Here is a 23461-nt window from a genome sequence, read left to right on the forward strand (position 1 = left end):
AAGGTTGGCGCATGAGCACTCAAGGCACCCCTGTAGACCGGGAGAAAGTAGTCTCCAAACTGCCAGCCTCCATGCGGCAAGACCTCAAGGTCCGTGCTGCGATGGTCGGATGCGACATCCAGGACGCAGTGCTGGAGGGACTCAACATCTGGATGGCAGCCGACGGCCCCCGCTCACCGGTACCCACCACGGGATCAGTCCCCTTCGCCACTTTTCTGCCACAGGGAACCTGGGACCAGGTCCGCGCTGTGTGTGGAGCGTCCGGCATCACCCTGGTCCAGGGGTTGGCACAGGCAGTTCGCGCGTGGCTTCTCGCCCACCCCGCCGACTCGGCGCGAGCAGCCACCGACATCCCCCAACGAAAGGTCGTCTGCAACCAGAAGGGCGGCGTTGGGAAGACTGCTGTCTCAGCAGGAATCGCTCAGGCCTACGCCGAGCAAGGAAAGCGCGTTCTGCTGGTCGACTACGACCCGCAGGGGCACCTCACCGATCAGCTTGGCCTCGAACCCATTCCCGTGGACAAGGACCGCGACAGCCTCGCGAAGCACATGGTGAACACCAACGACGGCCCCATCTCGGACCTGTTGGTCACCATGCCGCAGACGCACTTCGGCGGCAGGCTCGTCGTTCTGCCCGCCAGTCAGGACGGATTCCTCCTCGACACCATGCTCGCGCTGTCGAAGCTGCGCACGAAGGAACCGGCACTGGAGCGCGTACTTCGTCCCTTGGAGCCTGACTTCGACGTGGTGGTGATCGACTGTCCCCCAAGCCTCGGAACGAGCATGGACGCGGCCCTGTACTACGGCCGTCGACGCGACGGTGAAGCCGTCGGTGTGTCAGGGGTCGTCGTACCGGTGCAGGCTGAAGACAGCTCCGCCACCGCCTTCACCATGCTGAGCGAGCAGATCGAATCGCTGGCGGAGGACCTTGCTCTAGACCTGGAGTACCTGGGAATCGTGGTCAACCTCTACGAAAGCCGCCGCGGCTTCGTCGCGACCTCCTCGCTCGATCAGTGGGAACGGATGGAGGACCCGCCCCTCCTCGCGGTCATCGGAGACCTCAAGGAACAGCGTGAAGCGGCCCGCGCCAAGCAACCCCTGCTCTCGTACGCCCCAGACAGTGAACAAGCGGAAACGATGCGCACCATCGCCAGGAGGATCTCGTGACCAGCAAGAGCGAACAGATCGGGGAGGGCACGGCCTTCCGGCGAGCCGGCGTCGCACGTAGTACACGTCGGAATCTGATCGACAACGTCACCGGCGACGGGGTCCCGACGTCACTCCCCCTCGATCAAGTGTGCGCCAACCCGGACAACCCCCGTGACGGGCTGACGGACCTCGACAGTCTGGCTGCCAGTCTGACCCACACCGGACAGGTCGCGGCGATCACCGTGGCCAGTGTCGATGCCTACCTGCGTGACCGTCCTACACGCGAGCCTGAGATTCCTGCCGGAGCCACTCACGTCGTCGTCGATGGAAACCGACGCCTGGCCGCAGCCCGAATCGCGGGGCTCCCGCAGATCAAGGTCTTCGTCGACGACGCCTTGGCGACGACGGACAAGGCGCTCCTCGAAGCCAGCTTCGTCGCCAACTGCCAACGAGAGGCGATGACCGATCTGGAAGAGGCCCAGGCTCTCAAGAACCTGGTGGAGTTTCACGGCTCACAGCACGAGACGGCGCGACGGATCGGCAGGTCGCAGGGGTACATCTCGCAGAGGCTGTCGCTCCTGGAACTCACACCTGAGCTTCAGGCCGACTTGGAAGGGGGGCGCCGGTTGCTGCGGCATGTCCGGGGTCTCGCGAAGGTGGCACCTGAGGAACAGCGTCGGGTCGCCGACCAGCGCGCCGAAGCCGAGCGTTTGGAGAGGGCCCAGCGGAAGCCCCGCATCCCCGCGCCTGCCGAGGCAGGCGATTACCCGGTAATCAGTGGCGGGGCTTCGCCGGCGGCCCTGAAGCCCACTGCACCGGCCGCTTCGGCAACTGCATCGACCCCGGGGGAGACGGCCACTGATTACCCGGTAATCACGCCGGACGGCTCGGCCCTCGTCTTTGAAAGCATCCGGAACGCCCTGGTCCAAGGCGTCGATCTTCAGGCTCTTGCACGTGCACTCCGTTCACACATGAAACGCGACGCCCGTCTCGCGCTGGCAGAAATGCTCATCGATGACTGACCGGCAGGCTCTACACCGTTGGCCAGCCGGGGCGATCGTGCTCTCGTCCACTCCCCCTTCATGCCGGTCCGAGGGTTGCGTCGAGCCCGCTTGAGACCGTGATCCAGATCAGCAACTCATCCTGAGGAGAGAGAGGCACAGCTCGCATGCAGCTGACTCGTACGCACCGGATACTCATCGGTGTGGTGGTCACCGGAGCCGTGGTCATCGCGGGCATCGGATTCGCGGGTTCGTACGCGGCCGTGCGCGCCCTAGCCCTGCAGAAGGGTTTCGGCAGCTTCTCGCTGGTGTTCCCCATCGGCATCGACATGGGCATCTGCGTGCTGTTGGCGCTCGACCTGCTCCTCACGTGGATCCGCATCCCCTTCCCGCTGCTACGCCAGACGGCATGGCTGCTGACCGCCGCGACGATCGCGTTCAACGGCGCGGCGGCCTGGCCGGACCCCCTCGGCGTGGGCATGCACGCCGTGATCCCGGTCCTCTTCGTCGTCACGGTCGAGGCGGCCCGGCACGCCGTGGGCCGGATCGCGGACATCACGGCCGACCGGCACATGGAAGGCGTCCGCATCACCCGCTGGCTGCTCTCTCCGATGCCCACGTTCAAGCTGTGGCGCCGGATGAAGCTCTGGGAGCTGCGGTCGTACGAGCAGGCCGTCGGGATGGAGCAGGACCGGCTGATCTACGAGGCGCGGCTCCAGGCCCGCTACGGGCGGGCCTGGCGGCGTAAGGCTCCGGTGGAGGCGCTGATGCCGCTGCGCCTGGCTCGCATCGGCGTGCCGCTCGCGCAGACCGCTTCCGCCGGCCTGACCGCAGCCGGCCTGAGCCCGGTCCTGCTCTCGCGCCCCGAGCCCGAGCCCTCGTCCGTGTCGGCTGCTGAGCCGATGTTGGTGACAGCGGCAGATGTGCCCGAGCTGCCTCCGGTCGCCCAGCCGCTCGTTGAGGAGGTCCCCGTCCTGGAAGCGGAGTCTCCGGCGGACGTCGAGGATGCGGCTCCGGAGGCCTGGGCCGCGGTACCCGAACCTGTCCTCGTCGACCTGGCGCTGGCTGGGCGGGACTTCATGGGGCAGTACGGCGCGATCCCGTCCGCGGAGCAGTTCGCGGCGTTCCTCGCGCGGGACTACGGCCTGACCGACCAGAACACCGGTGGCCTTCTGCCCGATGCCCTGCTGGAGCCGGTGCTCGCTGAACTCCAGGCGGCAGATGCCGAAGCGACCGTACTCCCGGCTCCCGTACCTGCGGTCGCGGAGCCGGTGACCGACGCGCCGGCGGCTGCGGCTCCGGCGGTCGCGGCTCCGCTCGGCGCGGGGGAGCCGCACCCCTTCTTCGGGGAACAGAGCGGCGTCCGCGGCTTGGCGAAGCCGTCCGACGAGCCCGTACGACTGCCCGCCGGAGCGGTCCCCGCGCCGACGGCCTCCGTGACCGACGCCGGCCCGGCCGTACCCGCGAGCCGTTCCTTCGAGCAGCCCGTCCTCGCCGCGCCTGCCGAGGCGGAGGGCCGGGACTGGGTGGCCGAGGTGGCCGCGTCCGGTGAGGCGACCGCCCGAGTACCGCGCCAGCAGACCGACGAGGTACCGGCCGAGGCTGACCCGATCCAGCGCGAAGTCGAGCTGGTCGCCTCCTGGCTGATGGAGGCCGAAGAGGCCGGGAAGAAGCTGTCGGGAGCTGAGGTTGCCCGGCGCCTGGAGGTCTCGCCCAAGACAGGCCAGCGCCGCGTCCTCGAAGCGAAGCAGCACCTGGAGGAGCAGCGCCGGCAGCAGGGCCGGGCACACCTCCGCTCCGTCGGCAGCAGCTGACCGACGTTCCGGTTAGGGCCGGGTGACCGGTCACCGTCCACCGCCACCGACCGGCCTGCGCAGCCGTCCCGTCGTGACCGATCGGCGCCTGGCCGAGCCGGCGGGCGGCGCCGTGACCGATGGCCGGACCCGCTGTGACCGGTCACCGAGCCCGCCCGTGACCGATTCCGGGCCCGGTGACCGGTGACCGATCTGGGCTCCATCGGTCACCGGTCATGACCGGTCCGCGTCCATCGGTCACCCGTCCGCCGCACCCCCGCGCCTGCCTTCTGGGCAAGCCTTGGCGGCACAAGCCTGAGGCTTGCCCACCCCCCAGGGAGGCTTGCCCACAGTTGCATGGACCGGTCACGAGGAGGCTTGCCCAACCCCCCACCAGGCTTGCCCAATCGGTCACGGGAGGCTTGCCCAGCCAGAGGGCAAGCCTCCCATCTGCGCTTTCAGGGCTGCGGGCAAGCCTTCGGGCAAGCCGCTCTGAGGAGAGTTCACGGCACGAGATCCGAAAGGAGACGTGCCGTGCACGACGCTTCGCACCCCGCCCCCGGCGGCGGGTACTTCGACCGGCTGAACGCCGACTGGGCCGCGCTGTGCGCGGACCCCACCCTGCGCCAGGCGGTGACCGACTGGGTGACCGATGGCCACCTGACCGACGAGCTCGCGGCCGTGACCGATTCCTGGGCCGGCTCCCTGACGCCCGAGCAGCTCCTCACCGCGCTTCGCCCGACGGCCGACGGCGTGACCGATGAGCTGACCGACGCAGTCCTGCGCGCCCTCCTGAAGCGGGCCGCCAGCCGTGACCGATCGGCCGTCCTCGCCGGCCGCGTCATCGTCCAGGCCATGCTCCCCGCCGTCTTCCGCATCACCCGCGGACAGGTCCGTACGACCGGCGGCCGCACCCGCGACGCCGTCGGTCACGTGACCGTGACCGCCCTCTACGAAGTCGCCCGCTCCGGTCGCATCCACCTCCGCCCCGGCCGGCCCGCCGCGAACCTCGCGCTGGACACACTGCGCCGGGTCCTGGCCGAGCTCGCCGCCGAGCAGGGCCCGGCGGGGGAAGACCTCACGGTCGCGGAGCAGATCGCCGACCGGTCGCCCGGCCCGTACGAGATCGCCCGCGCCCGCAGCGTCCGCGCGGCCGCCGCCCAAGCCGGCCTCCACGCCGGCCCGGCAGACGACGCCGCGAGTGCCCCGGCCCGGCTGGAGCTCCTGGAGCTCCTCCTCGACGCGGTGCGCGACGGCGCGCTGTCGACCGCGGACGCGCAGGCGCTGGCCTGGCACCACATCAGCGGCGGCATCCCGGACGCCGAGGCCGCCGCCCTCGCCGGAACCACGGCCGTCGCCTGGCAGCGCCGGCGCGCTCGCGGGCCCTGGCCCGCCTCACAGCATCCCTGCAGCCCGAGGCCGCGGCATGACCTGGACCACCGCCGAGGCCACCGTCCGCTCCCCCCTTTGGAGATGCGCCTTGACCACACCCGCCGCCGCGACGTCGCTGGACGCGGACGAGGAGCGCGTCACCCGCGCCCAGCGTCTGCTCGTCCACCTCGGCGCCGCACTCGTCGCCCGCCCCTTCGACCCCGGCACCCACGAGCGCCTCCGCGCCTTCCTCGACGAGGACGCCGACGCGGTCCTCGCCTCGCTCGCCGCGCTGCGCCGCCGACCGGAAGCGGAACTCCGCAACCGCATCGCCGAGCTGGCCGGTCACACCCTGCGCTCGGTCGGAGGTACGGCATGAGCCCCGCCCTCACCGGCCGCCGGAAGCCGGCCCCACCGGCCGACCCGCAGACGCCGGCCGCACAGGAGACCGAGGCCATCGAGGAGGCCGGCTGGGTCGGCGGATGGTCGACCGGCGCCCAGGCCAACTCGGCCGCGCTGCTGCGCTGGATCGTCTGGGGCCTGATCGCGCTCGGCCCCCTGCTGGGCGCGCTCGCCTACCTCTCGGTGCCCGCCACGTCCGCGTCCTCGGCGCCGAAGGCCGCCCCGCCCACACCGACCGCGAGCGGCGGCCAGGGCGCGGCCGGCTTCGCGAGCCTCTTCGTCGCCGCCTACCTGTCTGCCGGCCGCGGCGACGAGCCCAAGCTCGCCGTCTACTACCCGCAGGCCGCGAGCATGCAGCTCGACGGTGTCTCCGGCCGGCACCGGGGCGAGCAGTTGACCGTCGTCCGGCTCCGCCAGACGGACACTTCCGTCTGGGCGGTCACGGTCGCGGCCCGCGTCACCGGCGCGCAGCCGTCGCCGGCTCCGTCCACGCAACCGGGCGCAGACCCGTCGCAGTCGGCCGACGCGGTCCGCTACTTCCAGGTACCCGTGGCCACGGCGCCCGGCGCCGGGGGAGCGACCGCGTACATCGCGCTCGCGCTGCCGGCCGAGGTCGCCGCCCCCGAGCGGGCCAAGACTCCGGAGCTGGTCTACGGCGCGATGCGTCCGGCGCTGCCGACCGACCCGCGCACCCAGGCGGTCACCAGCTTCCTTAGCGCCTACCTCACGAAGGCCGGCGCCGAGCTCGACCGCTATCTGGCCCCCGGTACCCGCCTGGCAGCGCCGTCCCCGGCCCCGTACTCGGGTGTCGCGGTGGACCAGTTCGCGGTCGAGGGCGAGACCGGCGGCGAACCGGTCGTCTCCGTCCCCGGCGACGGCACCACCCTGCGCCTGCTCGTCACCCTCCGGGCGACCGGCCAGGACGGGGTGCGGCTCCCGCTCACCTACGCCCTCACCCTCAAGGCCCGCGCCGGCCGCTGGGAGACCGCCAGCCTCGACGGCGCCCCCGCCCTCACCTCACCGACTCCGGCCGCCTCCGGCGCCCCCGGTTCGACACCCACCCCCACCGCATAAGAGGAGCACGTCATGCAGGACACCATCACGCTGGCCGCGGGCTGGATCCAGACCGGCACCGGCATCGGCACCGACATCAAGGGCCTCATCTTCGACGTGGCCATCCCGGTTCTCTGCGGCATCTTCGTCGTGGTTGTGGGCTGGAAGACCAAGGCACCCGGGCCGACGATCATGGCCGTCATCTTCGCGGCGATCGTCTGGGGCCTGTCCGCCAACATGGGCGCCCTGAAAAACAAGACAACCGAGGACATCGTCCAGTACCAGAGCGGCCCCAACGCCGCCCGGAGTGACCAGTGAACGAGGCCACCGCCACTGGCGGCGAGGTGGACTTCGAGCTGATCGGCCGCTGCTACACCAAAGCCCGGCGCGCGCCGCTCGTTCACGGGGTGATCCGGGACGTCAACGGTGGCCGGGGGATCAGGCTGCCCGGCGGCCCCTACACCCTGACCCAGCTCGCCGGGATCGTCGCCACCGTCGGCGCCCTGATCCTGACCCGCCCCGTTTGGGGTGGCAACGGCTGGCTCGACGTCGCCGCCCTCCTGGCCCTGCCCGCCGCGGTGGCGTTCGTGCTGCGCCACCTGCACATCGACGGCCGCAACCCCGCGGCCGCCCTGCTGAGCATCGCCCTGATGCTGGCCACGCCCCGGCGCGGCCGGCTCCGCGATGCGCCTACCGGCCGACCCGGCCCACCCGCGGCGACACCCGCATCACCTGCCCCCCGACGACGGCCAGCCGAAGCCCCCGCCCCCGCACCGGAGCTCCGGCATCCCAGGCCCGACCGGCCCCGGCCCGCAGTACCCGCCGCCGAGCCTTCGGCACCCGCCGCGCCAGTGGCCTCGGGGGTGCAAGCCCTCCTCGCCCGCCGCGCCCCCACGAACCGCACCTGACCGCAGACCTGACGATGCGCCTGCCGATCCGACACGTCCAGAACAATTTGATCTTCACCACCCACGGCACTGTCTGGCCCGTCTGGCGCGTCACCGCGACCAACTATTCCCACGCCCCCGCCGTCGTGAAGCGACGTCGCCTCAAGGCCCTGGAAGGCCTGTTCAAGGCCATGACGGGCGAGCCGATGCTCATGTCGCTCTGCCCGCAGATCGACCCGACCGCCGTGGTGCGCGCCATGGTCGACGACATCGACCTGGAGCGCGCACCGCTACGAGCAGCTCGGGCACGCGGTCTTGGACCAGTTGGAGGACCTGGAGCTGACCGGCCGCACCGACTGGCTCGCCCTCCCGCTGCCCCCGCTGAACCAGAAGGACGCTCTCCTGTCGGCGTTCCGGGACTGCGCGGGCGGAAGTGTCCCTGCAGCTCGGCCTGATGCCCGCGGTCGTCACCGACGCGGAGGTGCGCCGGCGCCTGGAGCAGGCCGAGCGGATCCAGGCCCAGTGGCCGTCCGGGGTGTCGATGCGGCCGGCGTCCGAGGCGGAGATCCTGTGGATCTACGGCCACAGCGCGCGCCGGGGGCTCGCCGAGCCGTTCCTCCCGGACGGCACCGAGACCCCGGTTCGCGGCCGCGGCCGCACCGTCGCGGCGCTCGGGGAGATTCTCGTCGGCGAGGGCGGCGCCGACTTCACCGGCGGCCCCGCCCTGCCGGCCAACCCCTTCACCCGCCGGTTTCTTCAGGTGTCCAGTGAGTGGGGCGACTCCTACCAGGCCCTCCTGGCCCTCTCCGAGATGCCCGAGGCGTTCGCGCTGCCCGGCGCGGCCTACCTCCAGCAGCTCGACGACCTGGCCTACCCCGTCGACTGGACCGCCCGCCTGGTCATCGTCCCCGGCTCGAAGGCCGAACCGAAGGTCCGCAAGCGCGCCCGCCACCTCAAGGCGCAGGCGGCCGAGTACGAGGGCGACCCGGCCGGCCCGCCCGCGGCCGTCGCCCGGAACCAGGCCGACAACGAGGAGTACCACGAGCGGCTGACCGCGAACCGGCGCGAGGTGGAGATCCGCGCCATGGTCACCCTGGCCGTGTGGGGCAACAGCCCCGAGGACGCCATGGACCGGGCCGCCGCCCTCGCGAGCGACTTCGGCTCCACCGACTACACGTTCTCCCGTCCGGCCGGCGAACAGGCCAGCCTGTGGCAGGCGATGCTGCCCGGTTGCCGCACCCCCCGCGTCATGGCCGGCTACGCGCAGATCCTCCTCGCGCGGGACTTCGCGATGGCCATGCCCTGGTGCGGCTCCCAGCTCGGCGACGACCGCGGCGGCCTCTACGGTCTCCAGGTCGCCTCCGGCGGCGCCCGGCCCGTCCTGATCGATCCCGCCCGCGGCCCCCGCGAGAACGCGTCCGCGTCGATGGCCTGGCTCGGCGAGCTCGGCGCCGGCAAGTCGGTGGGCATGAAGGGCGCCGTCTACAACGTCCTCGCCCGCGGCCACCAGCTCGGCCGGCCGGGCTCCCGCGGCCGCGCCGTCATCGTCGACCGCACCACCGACCAGGAATGGGCCCGCTTCGCCAAGGCCTGCCCCGGCACCACCCAGCTCATCCGCATCGACCACACCGCCGAGGTCTCCCTCGACCCCCTGCGCCTCTACGAGAAGACCAGCCCCCAGGTCGCGGCCCGCTTCACCGAGAGCTTCCTCACGCTGCTCCTCGGCGTACGCCCGATGGACCTCGAAGGCGTCGCACTCTCCGAGGCCGTCCAGGCCGTACTGGCCCGGCCCGAACCGTCGATGCGCGCCCTGATGGACGAGCTCACCGCGCGCGGCGCAGGCGACGCCTCCGCCCAGGGCCTGGCCCGCAAGCTCGCCTCGGTCGCCCGCAAGGACCTCGCCCGCGTCGTGTTCGACGCGACCCTGCCCGTCGTCGACACCCACCGCGCGGACTCCGTCGTCTTCCTCGTCAGCGCGCTTCAGCTGCCGAAGAAGTCCGAGCTCGCCTCCGAGCACCGCATCCAGCGCCTGGAGTTCGAGAAAGTCCTGGGCCGTGCCCTGATGTACCTGATCGCCGCGGTCTCCCGCGAGACCGCGATGCGCTCCCGGGACGAATTCGCGGTCACCGTCTTCGACGAGTGCTGGTGGCTCACCTCCAGCGACGAGGGCCTGGAGCTCCTCCTGGAGCTGCTGCGCGACGGCCGCAAGCGCAACGCCGCCGCGTACGTCGGCAGCCACGACGCCAACGACATCGGCCCGTCCGACAGCGAGAAGGGCGTGATCGTCCGCGGACTCATCCCGCACCGCTTCGTCTTCCGGCAGACCAGCCGCACCCTGGCAGCCCGCTCCCTGGAGTTCCTCGGAGTGGACGCCACCGACACCGACCTCCTGGACCTGGTCACCGGCGGCCTCTCCCCGCTCGGCCTGCCCGACGACCAGCGCCGGGCACGCGCGGGGGAGTGCCTCTACCGCGACCTCGCCGGCCGCATCGGTCTCATGCGGGTCCTCATCCCCTTCGACCGGGCGATCGAGCGCGTCATCCACACCACCCCGACCAGCCGGCAGGCCGCGGCATGAAAACCCCTCCCGCCCCGTGGAAGCGGCTGCGCCTGCTCGGCACGGCCCGCCTGCGCCTCGCGCTGCTCGTGGCGGCGTTCGCCGCCACCGCCCTCACCCTGCTCACCTCCCTGCCGGCCCTCGCCGAACCGAGCCCGACACCGACCTCCTCTCCGACTCCCACTCCGGCTCCCTCCAGCGCGCCGCTCACCCCCCTGACGCCGACCACGCCCGGGGGTCGTACGCCCACCGCGGAAGAGCTCGCCGAGATCGAAAAGATCCTCGCGGACCTCCACACGTCGTTCTCGGACTCCGTGAAGGAAGGCTTCCTCAAAGCCGAGGAGGAACGGCTGCGCAAGCTCCTGCCCGACGAGGGCGGCGTCCTCGCCGTCTTCAACGTCACCGACCGCAACCGCATGCCGATCTCGGCCTACACGGTGAAATCAGACACCGGCGACCTGATGGACTGGGACCTCGGCATCGAGAACCTGATCACCGAACTGTGCTTCATGGTCACCAAGTGGGTCGTGGCGTTCTGCTGCTGGCTCATCGCCTGGGCGCTCGGATTCGGCCTCGCCAAGCTGCTCCTGACACCCGTCCTGTCCGTCGCCACCTCCCTGCACACCCAGGTCATCCTGCAGATGGGCCTCCCCAGCCTCTTCCTGTCGGTGTGCGCGCTCGTCTGCGTCGCGCGGATCTTCTTCGGCGACCGCGCCAAGGGGTGGGGGGACGCCGCCCTGTCCCTCCTCATCGCCGGCCTGACCGCCACACTCCTGTCCTCGCCCCCGCAACTCCTCCTGGGCGAGAAGGACGGCGCCGTCGCGGTCGCCCGCGGCCTGTCCCTCGAAGTCGCCGACATCATCCTCGACGCCAACCCGAACCAACGTGAAAAGAGCCTGGAGAAATCCGCCAGCAGCCGAGCCCTCTCACGCCCGCTCACCGACGCCCTCACCGACGCCTTCATCGTCAAGCCCGCCATGCTGCTCCAGTACGGGCGGATCTTCAAAGGCGACTGCGCCCAGAAGTACTCCGACACCAAACTGCGGCAGCTCGCCTACGACCGGGCGATCCAGGAACACACGCAACGTCTGAAGAAGTACGACGACTTCCGCACCTACATCGACCCCAACAGCAGCCCCGTCACGGGGTGGATGATGCCGATCGTCAACCGGTGGGCGATCGACCACTTCGGATATCAGCCGATGGATCAGTTCGAGAAGGAGTGCGTCAAGGGCGACGTCCAGAGCGCCAAGCGCGCCTCGATGGACAAGGTCGGCGGTGCGATCTTCCTCCTCATCGCCGCACTCATCGTCACCGTTCTGATCACCGGTCTCGCCGGCAGCTTCCTCGTCGCGCAGTGCCGCATCGCCTGGGACGCCGTGCGCGCCGAACCCGCCCTCGTGGCCGGCACCATCCCCGGGGCCGGACGTGCCTTCCTTTGGGACTGGGCAGCGTCAGTGCTGCACTCCCTCGGTCAGCTCCTCGCCTCGATCGTCGGCCTCGCTGTCCTCATCCTGATCATCCAGGCCGTCCTCGATCCCGTGCAGCAGGGCTGGGGCAACGAGCTCACCCTCCGATTCCTTGCCGTGGACATCGTGTGCATCGGCGCGATCAAGAAGCGCAAGGCCCTCACAGTCCGCTCCAAGCAAGTCGCGGCGAACTGGCGCGCGAAGATGTCCGCAGCCCGCGTCGGCGGGACCCACGGCTCCGCCTTCACCCCGTCCTCCACCCCGGTCGCGAAGAACCAGAGCATCGCCCGAAAGATCACGCGCGGAGCGGTCCGCACCGCGATGGTCGGCGTATCCCTCGCCACGGGAAACCCGATCGCGGCCCTCGGCTACGCCACGTCCTCCAGCGTCTCCACCGTCGCCCTCATGAACAGGATCCAGGGCAGGGCCAACCGGCCGGCCAGGCCCGCAGGCCACCAGCCCAACCCGCCTCAGCCTCCCAACCCGCCTCACCTCCCACCGAATCCGCCGAACCCTCCGCAGCCCCCCAATCCGCCGCAGCCGCCGACGATCCCGCCGCAGCCGCCCCACCCTCCGCGGCCGCCGCACCCGCCGCGGCCGACCAACCCGCCCGGGGGACCCGGCGCCCACCCCCACCGGCAGCACGGCGCCCACCATCTCCAATCAGCTGCCCGGCGGTCCGATGCACCAGCGGTCCGCCGGCAACCAGGCCACCACCATCCCGAACCAGCCCAGTCCGCAGGCCGCTCCGTCGACTCAAGCCACGGCGCAGCAGTCCCGGCCCCGCCACCCGGTGCCGACTCAGCCGGCGGCCTCGCCGCGCCAGCAGCAGCTGCGACAGCGCCTGGACCGAGGCAGCCAGCGCCAACCCGCCACCCGCCGCGTCACCAACGTGACCCCGCCACGGCCCAGTGACTCCACCCTCAACCGCAACGAGGAGCGCGAGCTGAGGCGCCGTCGCCGCCAGCGGGGCCGTTCATGAAGAAGGGAATCAAACGGTGGCTGGCCGTCACCGCCGGGCTGATGGGGCTGGGGCTCCTGATGCTCGCGGGGATCGCCGCCCCACGTCGCCGGCCTCGGCCAGAGCGAGGCCGAGGCCGCGGCCACCCGCTGCACGCCCGGGCAAGGCGGCGCCGACGCCGACACCGCCCACATGGCACGCCAGGTCACGGCCATGCTCAACGGAGGCGGCAACGTCACGGTCTCCGGCCTGTCCCTGCCCAGGGAGCAGCTCCCCAACGCGAAGATCATCGTCGCCACGGGAGTACAGAAGAAGTTCCCCGCCCGCGGGCAGATCGTCGCACTCGCCACCGCCCTGCAGGAATCAGACCTGCGCAACCTCGACCACGGAGACCGCGACTCCCTGGGCCTGTTCCAACAACGCCCCTCACAGGGCTGGGGAACCCGCGAGCAGATCCTGAACCCGGTCTACGCCTCCGAACGGTTCTACGACGCGCTGGCCCAGCTCACCGACTGGCAGAACATGCCGATAACCGTCGCCGCGCAAAAGGTCCAGCGCTCCGGCTACCCCGACGCCTACGCGAAACACGAGCCCCTCGCCACCGCTCTGCAGCAGGCCATCGCCCCAACCCTCGGCGGGACCACCGGCGTAGCCGCCCCCACCATCCCCGGGGCTGGCGGCCTCGCGCCGGCCGCGTGCACCGTCCAGGCGGCAGTCGACTTCGGGGACATCCCGCCCGGCACCGTGCCCGAGGGATACCAGATTCCGGCGAGCGCCCCACCCCAGGTACAAACCGCGATCCGCTGGGCGCTCGGCCAGGTCGGCACCATGTACCAGTGGGGAGGCAGCTGCACCAACCCCCACGGCGACAACCCCGCCGAACGCTGCGACTGCTCATCCCTGACTCAGCGGTCCTACGGCGTCGCCGGAATGGAGATCACTCGCACCACCTACACCCAGATCCACGACGGACGCGCCGTCCCGGCCGACGCCATCGCCCCCGGAGACCTGCTCTTCGCCCGCGGCTCGGCATCCGCCCCCGAACACGTCGCCATGGCCATCGGCTACGGCTACGTCGTCCACGCACCCAGAACCGGCCGTCCCGTGACGGTGGTCAAGCAAACCGACCTGGGACCAATCCTCGTCGTCCGGCGCATCGTTTCATGACCTCCCCCTTCGACCACGTACCCATCTCCGCTGGAGTAGTGCGTCGCGCCCAGCATTCGCGGCAGGATCGGGAACGTGATTGTCTTTCTCAGGGACTCTGGTGCGTAATTCCTTCAGGCGGAGAGTCGGTAGCTGAGTTGCTCGAGTCGGCTGGTGCGGCGGGTTCGGTCGAGGGGTCCGGTGGTCCACCAAGCATCGAGGCGGACGATGTTGAGGGCGGTGGCGGAGAAGGCGTGTTGGATGCGGACCTTGGGCAGGCCGCGGTAGCGGGCCCGGCGGATGCCGGTGATGTCCAGGGCCTGGTTGATGGTGCCTTCGACGCCGGCGCGGATCTTGTATTTGTTCTTCCAGGTGTCGGTCTTCTGCTCGGCGCGGGCCCGGGCGAGATTCTCGTGGAGCTCCTTCGGCCGCAGGGTGAGCATGCGGCGGCCGAGCTTCGAGGCGGTGCACTGGAGCTGGAAGGGGCAGTCGCGGCAGGTCAGGACGCTGAAGGTGATCACGATGGCGTCCTTGCCATGCTGCTTGACGGGGTTCCAGTGGGAGCTGGTCTTCCCGGCGGGGCAGCGGACCTGACGGGTCTTCCAGTTGATGGCGAAGGCGGTCTTGTCGAAGCCGTCGGCGGCCTTGGCCTGGGCGGAGCGGTCCAGGAGAACCGGGGTGACCATGCGGATGTCCTGCTTCTTGGCCCTGGTGATCAACTCGGCCGACGGGCAGCCGGAGTCGAGGTAGTGCTCGGCCGGCTTCACGCCGTGCTCGGCGAGCTTGGCCTGGATCGGCGCGGTGGCCTTCACGTCGGGCACGGTCGCGTCGGTGGTGTGCACGTCGGTGATCAGGTTCGGCGGTCCCTGCCACTCCGGCTCGGTGTCGGTGTCGGTGTCGGTGGGGAGGGTGGTGCACGTTTCGGTGAGGTGGATCTTGTAGCCGCACCAGAAGAGATCGTCGCCCTTGGCCGCCCAGCGTGCGTCGCTGTCGTAGGGGGAGGCCAGGCGGAGTTGGCCGGGCGGGACCCCGTCACTGTCGGCGTCCCGCTTCCTGATCACCTGCCGTCCCCGCGAGTCGGAGCCGATGAGGTAGGTCTGCACCAGGACCTGCCGCAGCAGGGCCACGGACTCGATCTGTCGGATCCATGCCGGGGAGTCCTTCGCCCAGGCCCCCTGACACAGGGCGAGAGCGTCCTGGCCGAAGACCTGGGCGAGACGATCGCGCTTGACCTGGGAGGACGGCATCTTCCAGCTGTCGATCCGGGGCCCGTACCGTGTCGCGAACTCCGTCACGTCAACCACGCCGGCCAGCCAGGACGGGGCCGCGACCGCGAGGGCCTCCAGCGCCGCCCGAACGCTCTCCCCGGCCAGCTCAAGCCGGTTCAGGTTCCGCACCGAGCTGATCACATGGGTGGCATCGGTGCGCTGCTTGCCCCCGGCCGCCACCAGGCCGGCCTCCTTGCAGTGCTCAAGGAGCCGGTCGAAGACCACCCGCTCCATGCCGTGGTCCGCGAGCCGGGCCCGGAAACGGGGCAGCACCGTGTGGTCGAAGCCGGCATCGGTCAGCTCCGCCCCAACAGCGTACTTCCAGGTCAAGCGGTCCCGCACGGCCTCTGCGGCCTGCCGGTCGGTGAGGTCCTCGGAGAACTGCAGCACCGTCACCAGCGCGAGCACGCCGGGCGAGTACCCCCGGGCCCCACGCACCCCGAACGCCTCGGCGAACGGCTCGTCCGCGAAGACCTCGGCGAGGTGATCCCGAACCCGCATCGGCAGACTCCCCTTCGGGAAGGCGGCACGGGCCGTCCTCGCGGTCTGCTCCGGCACCGGCGGCAGGCCCTTGGGCTGCAACGACTGTCAGTCTTTTCGCACCGGATCCCGCAAGGATCGGGTAGTCCCGGCCGAGGCGGTCTGACTCTTGCTTACGACTGACCCCGCGGGTGTCCTGGCGTTGATCTGTCGACCGCCCGGCCGGGCACGCAGCAAGCGCTGCCGCCGGACGGACGTGACCTGATAAGAGCCTGGAGCCGACTCCACCAAAGCGTCCCCGTGACAGTCCTGTCCGTCCGACCGGCGACAGCGTGACCTCCCACGCTTCCGGCCGGAAGGAACACCGTGCAGAGTATCGAGCAGCCCAGGTCCGGGCATGTCGTGATCGGCGTCGACACGCACAAGCACGTCCACGTTGCGGCGGTGATGGACACGATCGGTGGGATCCTGGCCACCTTGACCATTCCCACCGACACCGGCGGTTTCCAGCAATTACAGGACTGGGCGGCCTCGTTCGGCCGAGTCCTTGCGTTCGGGATCGAGGGCACCGGCTCCTACGGCGCCACACTGACATCGTTTCTGCGCAGGAGTGGCCACAAGGTGGTTGAGGCCGGCCGCCCGGACCGGCGGCTGCGGCGCATGAATGGCAAGTCCGACACCCTGGACGCCGAGAACGCCGCCCGCGCCGTCCTCGCCGGGTTCGCAACCGCCACACCGAAGAGCGCCGACGGCGAAGCGGAGATGATCCGCCGGCTCAAGGTCGCGCACGACCAGGCTGTTGAACAGCGCGCCGCGGCCATGGTCACGATGAAGGCGATGCTGGTCCACGCCCCCGACACCCTGCGCCGGGAGACCGCGGGAAAGACACAGATCAGCCTGGCACGGCAGCTGGCAGCCCTGCGTCCTCGCCGCCTGGAAGGACCCGAGGACGCACTGCGTCACACACTGCGGACGCTCGCCAAGCGGTGGCAGTACCTCGACGCCGAGGCCAAGGAACTGACGAAGATGATCGGCGACCTGGTCCAACGGACCGCCCCACAGCTGCTCGAGCCGTTCGGCATCGGGGTGGACACCGCCGCGGAGATCCTCGTCGTCGCCGGCGACAACCCCGAGCGGATCAAGTCCGAGGCCGCTCTCGCCAAACTCGCGGGCATCGCGCCCGTTCCCACCGGCTCCGGCATGACCAGCGGCAGGCACAGGATCAACCACGGCGGCCACCGACAGCTGAACGCCGCGATCTACCGAACCGTCATCGTCCGGATGCAATACCACCAGCCCACGATCGCCTACGTCGCCCGCCGCACCACCGAAGGCAAGACCAAACGCGAGATCATCCGCTGCCTCAAACGCTACGTCATCCGCGAGGTCTACCACCTGCTCCGACCCGCCCCACAGACACCCCATACGGCCAGTTGACAGCTATAGGAGCGTCAACGCAGATCACCCCCCGCGGACGCACGACAGGGAAGCGACCGCACCCACGATCATCCCGCAGCCAGCAGCTTCAGCATCGGGAAATGCGCACCAGAGTCCTCAGGGAACACAAAGATCTCCTACTCATCGTTCTCCCGCTGGTCGCGGCCTTCCTCGGCACGTGCCTGGGCGCATACATCCAGGCCAAAGCCGGCATCGCTCAGGCACAAGCGGCCAGGGAGGCCGCCGCGACCGCCGCCTCCGCAACGCTGGGAGCGGTTCGGGAGCAAGCTGACCGTGCGGCAGAAGCCGCTCACATCACGGCTCTCCGCGATCAACGGACTGCAGCGATAACCGGCTTCCTCCGCACCGTTCGCGAGCTCACCCGCGCCCTCGACAAGCAGTACGAGCGGGCGGACGTCGGCGCCGTGGTCGACCAGACCCACACCGACTTCATCCACGCCCTGGGTGTCATCGAGCTCGTCGCGACGGCCGAACTGTCCGCGGCAGCATTCCACGTTGTGGAAACCGTTGCCGACCTTGCCGGTCTGGCCAGCTCGCGCGCTCAGGCCGCGCGGGCACGGGAGCGCCTGACCCCCCTTGACGACGGCGGGCCGGCCACCCGGGCGATAGCCGCCCTCGACGCCCTCCGCGAGGCCTCGGTGGCCGCAGACGACGGGTACCTGCACCAGCCGTACTTAAGGGAAGCGGATGAAGCTCTTGAGCAGGTTCCCGAACTCACATGGGCCGAGAAGGGAGCGCTGATCTTGGACTGCCGCTATCCAGAGCTGGGCGAGCAGCGGCAGCGACTGACCCGCACCCACAACTTTGCCCTTAAGGCCTTCGTCCAGAAAGCACGGACCGCCATGGGCATAGCGAGCTGACAGTCCGTTGCCGTGGATCCGTCGACGAACAGGACGCGCACCGGAGTGATGAGCAGGCTCTCATCCACGCTCCCCGGCGACGTCTCTACTCGTCCCCTTCGTCTTTGCGGCCGTAGTGGTTGATATTCACGGTCTGCGGGGCCCCAACGATGAGGAGCTCAAACGCCGAACGTCCATCCCACATACCCGTTCTTCATCACCTCCTCGTCGTGGAGGAACGCCCAGGACTCATAGCCGTCGGGCCACACTCACCCGCGCGGCCTCGCCCCTCATCACCTGCGGCCAGCGGTCATCAATGACACCCGCCGCATCCTGGCAGCCGCCACAGGCATTCTCCCGCTCCGGCAGCCACCAGTAGTCCGACGGCGACATACCGGCTACCTGGATTCCGCACAGCGTCCTGTCGAAGATACCGAAAGCATGGGAGACGTCGGAGGAAAGGCCCTCAGCAACGGCCCGCTCCCAACGCATCCCCACGGGCAAATACGGCGGCCGCAAGACCTCGAACCACTCACCACCCACATGGGTCGCCGCGTGGCACCAGGAACAGGACCAGATCTCCTCTTCCCACAGACTCGGCAGCATCGGCCATCGCCACATCGCACGTCCACACACATCGCACTCCATGGACGGATCCTCACACGCCTCCGGGATTGCCCGGAATGCTCCTGGCATTGGGCGACTTACCAAACACCCCAGACGGGATGAAACGCTCTTTGAGCGGACTCCGCACGAGCCCGAGCAATGCTCGGAACCTGTGGATCAGTCCGGGGGTGGGGTGCCTCGTGAGATGCGGAGGGCGTACCTTCCCGGGTGATCGACTCAAGGTCACCGAATAGGCCCGCGCTACGAACGCGGGTCGGGAAGGCACGCCCGTGCTCAGCGTAGTCAACGAAGACGGCACCACCGAGAGTGGTACCTCTCTGATCGACGAGATCGTCCGGGAAGGTGCCCGGCGGATGCTCGCGGCAGCCTTGGAGGCGGAGGTTGAGCAGTACATGGCCGAACTCGCAGGCCAGTGCGACGAGGCGGGCCGGCGGCTGGTGGTTCGCAACGGCCGCCACCGGCCCAGGACGGTGACCACCGCGGCCGGGCCCGTGGAGGTGGCGGCGCCGCGGCTCAACGACCGGCGTGTGGATGCCGCAACGGGTGAGCGGGAACGGTTCTCCTCGAAGATCCTCGCGCCGTGGTGCCGGAAGTCCCCGAAGGTCAGCGAGGTCCTGCCGTTGCTCTACCTCCACGGCCTGTCCTCGGGCGACTTCGTGCCCGCGCTCGAGCAGTTCCTGGGCAGTACCGCCGGTCTGTCGCCGGCCACCGTGACCCGGCTGATGAAGCAGTGGACGACTGAGCATGCCGCCTTCCAGGCTCGTGACCTGGCCGGGTCCGACTACGTCTACGTGTGGGCCGACGGCATCCACCCCAAGATCCGGCTCTCCCAGGCGCACTCGTGCCTGCTGGTCCTGATGGGCGTCCGCGTCGACGGAACCAAGGAGCTGATCGCGATCGCCGAGGGATTGTGGGAGTCCACCGAGTCCTGGGCGGATCTGCTGCGGGACTGCCGCCGGCGCGGCATGCGCGACCCGGTCCTCGTGGCCGGCGACGGGGCAAGGGGACTGTGGCGGGCCCTGGCCGAGGTGTTCCCACAGGCCAGGCACCAGAGGTGCTGGGTTCACAAAACCCGTAATGTCATGAACGCGCTACCGAAGTCCGCGCAGCCCGGCGCGAAGAAGGCGCTCCAGGAGATCTACAACGCCGAAGACCGCAACCACGCCGAGAAGGCGGTCACCGCGTTCGAGAAGGCATACGGCGTGAAGTGGCCCAAGGCCGCGGCGAAGATCACCGGCGAGGTCGACGAGCTCCTGGCGTTCTACGACTTCCCCGCCGAGCACTGGATCCACCTGAGGACCACGAACCCCATCGAGTCGACCTTCAGCACGGTCAAGCTCCGGACCAAGGTCACCCGCGGCGCCGGCAGCCCCACCGCCGCCCTCGCCATGGTCTTCAAACTCGTCGAGTCCGCCCAGCAGCGGTGGCGGGCGGTCACCGCACCCCACCTCGTCGCCCTCGTCCGAGCCGGCAACCGGTTCGAGAACGGACACCTCGTCGAACGAGACGAGACCCTCGCGGCATGAACCACCTCAGCTGATCCACAACTCTTGACTATTGCTCCACGAGCCCTCCTGGAACAGGCCGCCGAACAGGACCTTCGATGAAATCTGCTCGACCCGGACGCACCGTGAAGGGAATCATGGGTGTGTGACGTCGACCGAAGCAGCAGCAATCGCTCTCCAGGACCATGCCGCCCTCTGGAGCATGGGGGAATCCGCGCGAGCGACGTGGTGAATGCCGCCTGCGATGCGCTCGTCGCCGGACTCGACACCCCCGGCCTTCGAATCCTCGCCGCCTGCACGCGCGCCGAGGCGGACTACGACGTCCACCACCTGCTTCCCGAAGCACTCGACGAACTCGGCCTCACCTTCTATCCGGTCGCCAGCGAAGCCGGCCAGGAAGCCGCCGCCCGATCCCTCGCACGCCGCATGCTCGCCGGAGAGCTCACGCCTCGGGAGTTCACCTTCCGGATTCACCAGCGCCACGGACATGAGCTGCCCCTGACCAAGCGCCTGGCTGAACTCGACGACGAGTACGACACCCTCGAATACGGCGATAGAACCGTGGACCAGGTCGATGCCGAGGTCACCGCCGAAGCCCGCCGCCTCGCAGCCCACCCCACGGTTCCCGCCGAACCCACGGATTCGCCCAGCTGATACACACGGACCGACCCGGGAGTTCCCGCTGAACAGACTTCGGTTTCCCTGAACCCACGGACCTCGACGGCCTCGGGACTGGTGGGCTCGCCTATTCAACTGTCGCGTGTTGGCCCGTCCGGCTATGGGCCTGCTACTGACCGTGACGTCTGGCAGGGGCGGGGCTGATGTCAGAGGTATCCGGTTGGATGAGCCCGTGACTGTCTATGACGTAGCCCGCCAGTTTCCCACCATCGCCGACCTGCGGGACCTGTGCCGCTCGCTTGCGATGCTCGATGCGATCCTGAGCCCGGACTGGGAAAGCCGGTATTACTCCTTCAACACCGGTTGGGCTGCAGGCGAGGAGATGGCCTCGATGCGCAACGGGTCAGGAGACGAGTACTCCATAGTGTTCTCGGCGGCGGGAGTCTATGTCCGCGGCTTCAGCCACGAAGCGCCGATGAGCCCATATGGCAACGACGGCGAGCCTTGGCCGGGGTGATCGACGATGTTCCTGAGGCCTTTCGGTCCTTCGTGGAGGAGCCGGCGTTCACCGACGAGGACGGCGTGCCCGTCGCAACAGCCTGCTTGTGGCGGGCGAAGACCGACGATCAGTGGCGCCACGGGACGATCGACTTTCCCGAGAGCTGTGCCGATCCTGATGGGACGACCGGACTGTTCAGCCTCCTGATCGACCGTTCTCCGGAAGCGTTCCAGCGCTTCGCCGAGGACTACTACGAGGCCCCCGTAGACCTGACAGCAGTGAGCAATGTGTATGCCCTGCGACCGCTGGACCAGAAACTCGTATCGTCGCTGAACGCAGAGATCACCTTGGCGGACCTGGCCCGGGACATCTCCGAAATCGGCTATCCGCGGTAGGACCGAGAATCGGTCTGACTGCTGCACGTCTCGGTGAGATCGCCTGTTCAACTGTCATCGGCCTGTCGGGGAGCCCAGTCGGAGCTGGTCGTCGTCGAGGAAGTAGTCGCTGGGCTGGGCCATGCTCACTGGCTCTCCAGGCGGGCGATGTCGCTCTGCCACTGCGCAATGTGCTTCAGCAGCTCGCCGCGGTCGTGCGCCGGGACCCGCCGGGCGGCCGCGCGCACCGCAAGAGCCTGGCTTCGCCATTGCTGTGACTGCTCTGCCTCCGAGGTGGCCTGCCCACGGGCCATGAGCAGGCCGATGAGACGGGAGGCTGTTTCCGCGAAGATGTCGTACACCGTTGCGGTCGGCACGTTTTCGAAGGCCTCTGGGCGGTAGCCGCCTTGTGCGGGGCGCGTCGCGTCAAGGCCGGCCCTTACCTCGCGAGCCAGCGTGGCGTAACGGGCGCGCGCCTCGGCGATCTGCTGATGGTCGGTCGAGCGCAACGCTTCACGTTCGCGAGCGAGGCGCTGCTGCGCGGCCAGAGCGGCATCGATCGCCTCGCGATTGGGCTGAGCCTTGGCCTCTTCGGCGACGATCACCGCGGTGTACGTGCCGACCAGCCCGTTCACCGCTTCGATCGCGGCTTCGTACGCAGCAGTCTCCTCGTTCGACCAACCGTGCGTTCCCAACTCGTGGGTGATGGAAATTCCGTTACCGGGCGTGGGCATGTGGCTCCTTCTTGTAGGTATTCATCATCTGTTAGACGCACTGCGATCAGGGGCAGTTCGCACTGGACCACTTCAACGGACGAGCGACCACGGGGGTGGTCATCAGCGGGGGTGGACGGGCGGCGGGGATCGATGTTGCGGACCTCGCGGACACCGTTTGGTCAGTCTGGCCAGATACCCCGCGGGCTCCAACCTGTCCTCTGCGGGGGACAGGTCGGAGCCCGCGATGTCGTGCGGCTGCACCGTTGTAGCCGATGCTGCGGCTGATCTTGTCGCACGCCGATTGTCAGAGGCTGCTGGCAATATCACCGCTGTGAACGTCACCCGTACCACTTCACCACGGCCGTTCGACGTGGCCGCGGCCTTCCCTCAGCTGGCCCCGCTGGCCCGCACGACGACCCGGCTGCATCCCCGCCCCGGCTCTCCGTCCCCATACGACAGTTCGGTCGGCGGGCCGCTGCTGTGGCCCTCCAGTCAGCCGTGGCTGTACTGCGACAAGTGGCACGAGGGTCCAGTTTCCCCCCTTCTGCCAGTGGCCCAGCTGTACGCGCGCGACGTGCCCCTGCTGCGGCCGCCCGGACGGACCGATCTGCTCCAGGTCCTGTGGTGTCCCTCAGAGCACCCGCCGGAGCACAAGCCTACGACCGAGCTCTTCTGGCGAACCGCCGCCGACGTCACCCACGTCCTCGCCTCGCCGCCCAAGCCGACCGAGGCGCAGTACGGCTACACGCCGGAGCCGTGCGTGCTCGCACCGGAGCAAGTCACCGAGTACCCCAACTTTCTGGAGTTGGGCGAGGGGTTGCAGCAGCAGCTGAGCGACTGGAGCCTGTGGCAGGCGGCCGGAGTCGAGATAGACGATCGCTATGAGGCCGCTCCGCAAGAGTTCTACATGAACGAGCTGTCCGAGGCCCCCGGCTGGAAGGTCGGTGGATGGGCACCTTGGGGCCTCACCGATCCCATCTCCCGGTTCTGCATAAACTGCGGCGCCGCGATGAACCCGCTGCTGACCATCGCATCGGACGAATGCCGCGACTACAGAAGAAGCTGGGGCCCGAACGAGGACCAGCACATTGCCGAGTTCGACGCCGACAACGTGTCGAACCCGCCGGGGATCCAGGTCTCCGGCGGGAACCACCTGCAGCTCTACATCTGCTCGACGTGCTACACGCATACCGACCTGATCCAATAAGCCAGTGTCGGCAGCCCCCTCAACCAATGCGGCGGAGCCGACCTGCCGTTGCAGAACGGGAACGGAAGCGGAGGAGGGTTGA

Annotated in this window: 19 protein-coding genes and 1 pseudogene; 16 read left to right on the top strand and 4 right to left on the bottom strand. The window is 69.4% G+C overall.

All coding sequences use genetic code 11. The annotated features are described in order from the left end of the window. Positions 1-11 precede the first annotated feature (11 nt). From OG906_RS39885 to OG906_RS39895, 3 genes are all read left to right on the top strand, one after another. A complete protein-coding gene (locus tag OG906_RS39885) occupies positions 12-1166 on the top strand; it encodes a ParA family protein (RefSeq protein WP_329449126.1) in 1155 nt (384 codons plus the stop codon). Further along, positions 1163-2170: a ParB/RepB/Spo0J family partition protein gene (locus OG906_RS39890; protein WP_329449127.1), complete on the top strand. Its 1008-nt coding sequence runs from the start codon at positions 1163-1165 to the stop codon at positions 2168-2170. The genes OG906_RS39885 and OG906_RS39890 overlap by 4 nt, the downstream gene beginning before the upstream one ends. 146 nt (positions 2171-2316) lie before the next feature. Next, complete coding sequence (locus tag OG906_RS39895) at positions 2317-3963, top strand: DUF2637 domain-containing protein (RefSeq protein WP_329449128.1); 1647 nt, start codon at positions 2317-2319, stop codon at positions 3961-3963. Between the two features lie 390 nt (positions 3964-4353). Here OG906_RS39895 and OG906_RS39900 read toward each other — a convergent pair whose 3' ends face one another. Next, entirely contained in the window at positions 4354-5106 is a 753-nt protein-coding gene (locus OG906_RS39900) for a hypothetical protein (RefSeq protein WP_329449129.1), read from the bottom strand. 316 nt (positions 5107-5422) lie between these two features. Here OG906_RS39900 and OG906_RS39905 point away from each other — a divergent pair, with 316 nt between their 5' ends. From OG906_RS39905 to OG906_RS39935, 7 genes are all read left to right on the top strand, one after another. Then, on the top strand, positions 5423-5692 hold the full coding sequence (locus OG906_RS39905) for a hypothetical protein (protein ID WP_329449130.1): 270 nt from the start codon (positions 5423-5425) through the stop codon (positions 5690-5692). After that, entirely contained in the window at positions 5689-6789 is a 1101-nt protein-coding gene (locus OG906_RS39910; protein ID WP_329449131.1) for a conjugal transfer protein, read from the top strand. The genes OG906_RS39905 and OG906_RS39910 overlap by 4 nt, the downstream gene beginning before the upstream one ends. A 12-nt stretch (positions 6790-6801) precedes the next feature. Then, entirely contained in the window at positions 6802-7086 is a 285-nt protein-coding gene (locus OG906_RS39915; protein ID WP_266976290.1) for a hypothetical protein, read from the top strand. Next, positions 7083-7676, top strand: coding sequence for a hypothetical protein (locus OG906_RS39920; protein WP_329449132.1), 594 nt, complete (start codon positions 7083-7085; stop codon positions 7674-7676). Before OG906_RS39915 ends, OG906_RS39920 begins: the two co-directional genes overlap by 4 nt. A 412-nt stretch (positions 7677-8088) precedes the next feature. Next, the gene (locus OG906_RS39925; RefSeq protein ID WP_329449133.1) at positions 8089-10233 is read left to right on the top strand and encodes an ATP-binding protein; all 2145 of its coding nucleotides are present in this window, start codon (positions 8089-8091) and stop codon (positions 10231-10233) included. Beyond that, on the top strand, positions 10230-12596 hold the full coding sequence (locus OG906_RS39930; RefSeq protein ID WP_329449134.1) for a hypothetical protein: 2367 nt from the start codon (positions 10230-10232) through the stop codon (positions 12594-12596). Before OG906_RS39925 ends, OG906_RS39930 begins: the two co-directional genes overlap by 4 nt. Positions 12597-12834: 238 nt before the next feature. Further along, on the top strand, positions 12835-13809 hold the full coding sequence (locus tag OG906_RS39935) for a C40 family peptidase (protein WP_329449135.1): 975 nt from the start codon (positions 12835-12837) through the stop codon (positions 13807-13809). A 113-nt stretch (positions 13810-13922) separates the two neighbouring features. Here the strand turns inward: OG906_RS39935 and OG906_RS39940 are convergent, their stop codons facing one another. After that, a complete protein-coding gene (locus tag OG906_RS39940) occupies positions 13923-15638 on the bottom strand; it encodes an IS1182 family transposase (RefSeq protein ID WP_443067505.1) in 1716 nt (571 codons plus the stop codon). 264 nt (positions 15639-15902) lie between these two features. On the opposite strand from OG906_RS39940, the gene OG906_RS39945 reads away from it, so the two are divergent. Beyond that, positions 15903-16973, top strand: coding sequence for an IS110 family transposase (locus OG906_RS39945; protein ID WP_329449136.1), 1071 nt, complete (start codon positions 15903-15905; stop codon positions 16971-16973). Positions 16974-17074: 101 nt separating this feature from the next. Continuing rightward, the gene (locus tag OG906_RS39950; RefSeq protein ID WP_329449137.1) at positions 17075-17854 is read left to right on the top strand and encodes a hypothetical protein; all 780 of its coding nucleotides are present in this window, start codon (positions 17075-17077) and stop codon (positions 17852-17854) included. Between the two features lie 228 nt (positions 17855-18082). Here the strand turns inward: OG906_RS39950 and OG906_RS39955 are convergent, their stop codons facing one another. Further along, entirely contained in the window at positions 18083-18481 is a 399-nt protein-coding gene (locus tag OG906_RS39955; RefSeq protein WP_329449138.1) for a hypothetical protein, read from the bottom strand. Between the two features lie 248 nt (positions 18482-18729). On the opposite strand from OG906_RS39955, the gene OG906_RS39960 reads away from it, so the two are divergent. The 3 genes and pseudogenes from OG906_RS39960 (at position 18730) to OG906_RS39970 (ending at position 21477) form a co-directional block, all read left to right on the top strand. After that, complete coding sequence (locus OG906_RS39960) at positions 18730-19986, top strand: IS256 family transposase (protein WP_329449139.1); 1257 nt, start codon at positions 18730-18732, stop codon at positions 19984-19986. A 204-nt stretch (positions 19987-20190) separates the two neighbouring features. Further along, a complete protein-coding gene (locus tag OG906_RS39965) occupies positions 20191-20619 on the top strand; it encodes a hypothetical protein (RefSeq protein WP_329449140.1) in 429 nt (142 codons plus the stop codon). A gap of 196 nt (positions 20620-20815) precedes the next feature. Next, a pseudogene (locus OG906_RS39970) lies at positions 20816-21477 on the top strand (hypothetical protein). A 125-nt stretch (positions 21478-21602) separates the two neighbouring features. On the opposite strand, the gene OG906_RS39975 reads toward OG906_RS39970, so the two are convergent. Further along, the gene (locus tag OG906_RS39975; protein ID WP_329449141.1) at positions 21603-22190 is read right to left on the bottom strand and encodes a hypothetical protein; all 588 of its coding nucleotides are present in this window, start codon (positions 22188-22190) and stop codon (positions 21603-21605) included. Between the two features lie 313 nt (positions 22191-22503). Between OG906_RS39975 and OG906_RS39980 the strand changes: the two genes are divergently transcribed. Next, on the top strand, positions 22504-23379 hold the full coding sequence (locus tag OG906_RS39980) for a hypothetical protein (protein WP_329449142.1): 876 nt from the start codon (positions 22504-22506) through the stop codon (positions 23377-23379). The last annotated feature ends 82 nt before the right edge of the window (positions 23380-23461 follow it).

This window comes from Streptomyces sp. NBC_01426 (genome assembly GCF_036231985.1).
Classification (GTDB): Bacteria; Actinomycetota; Actinomycetes; order Streptomycetales; family Streptomycetaceae; genus Streptomyces.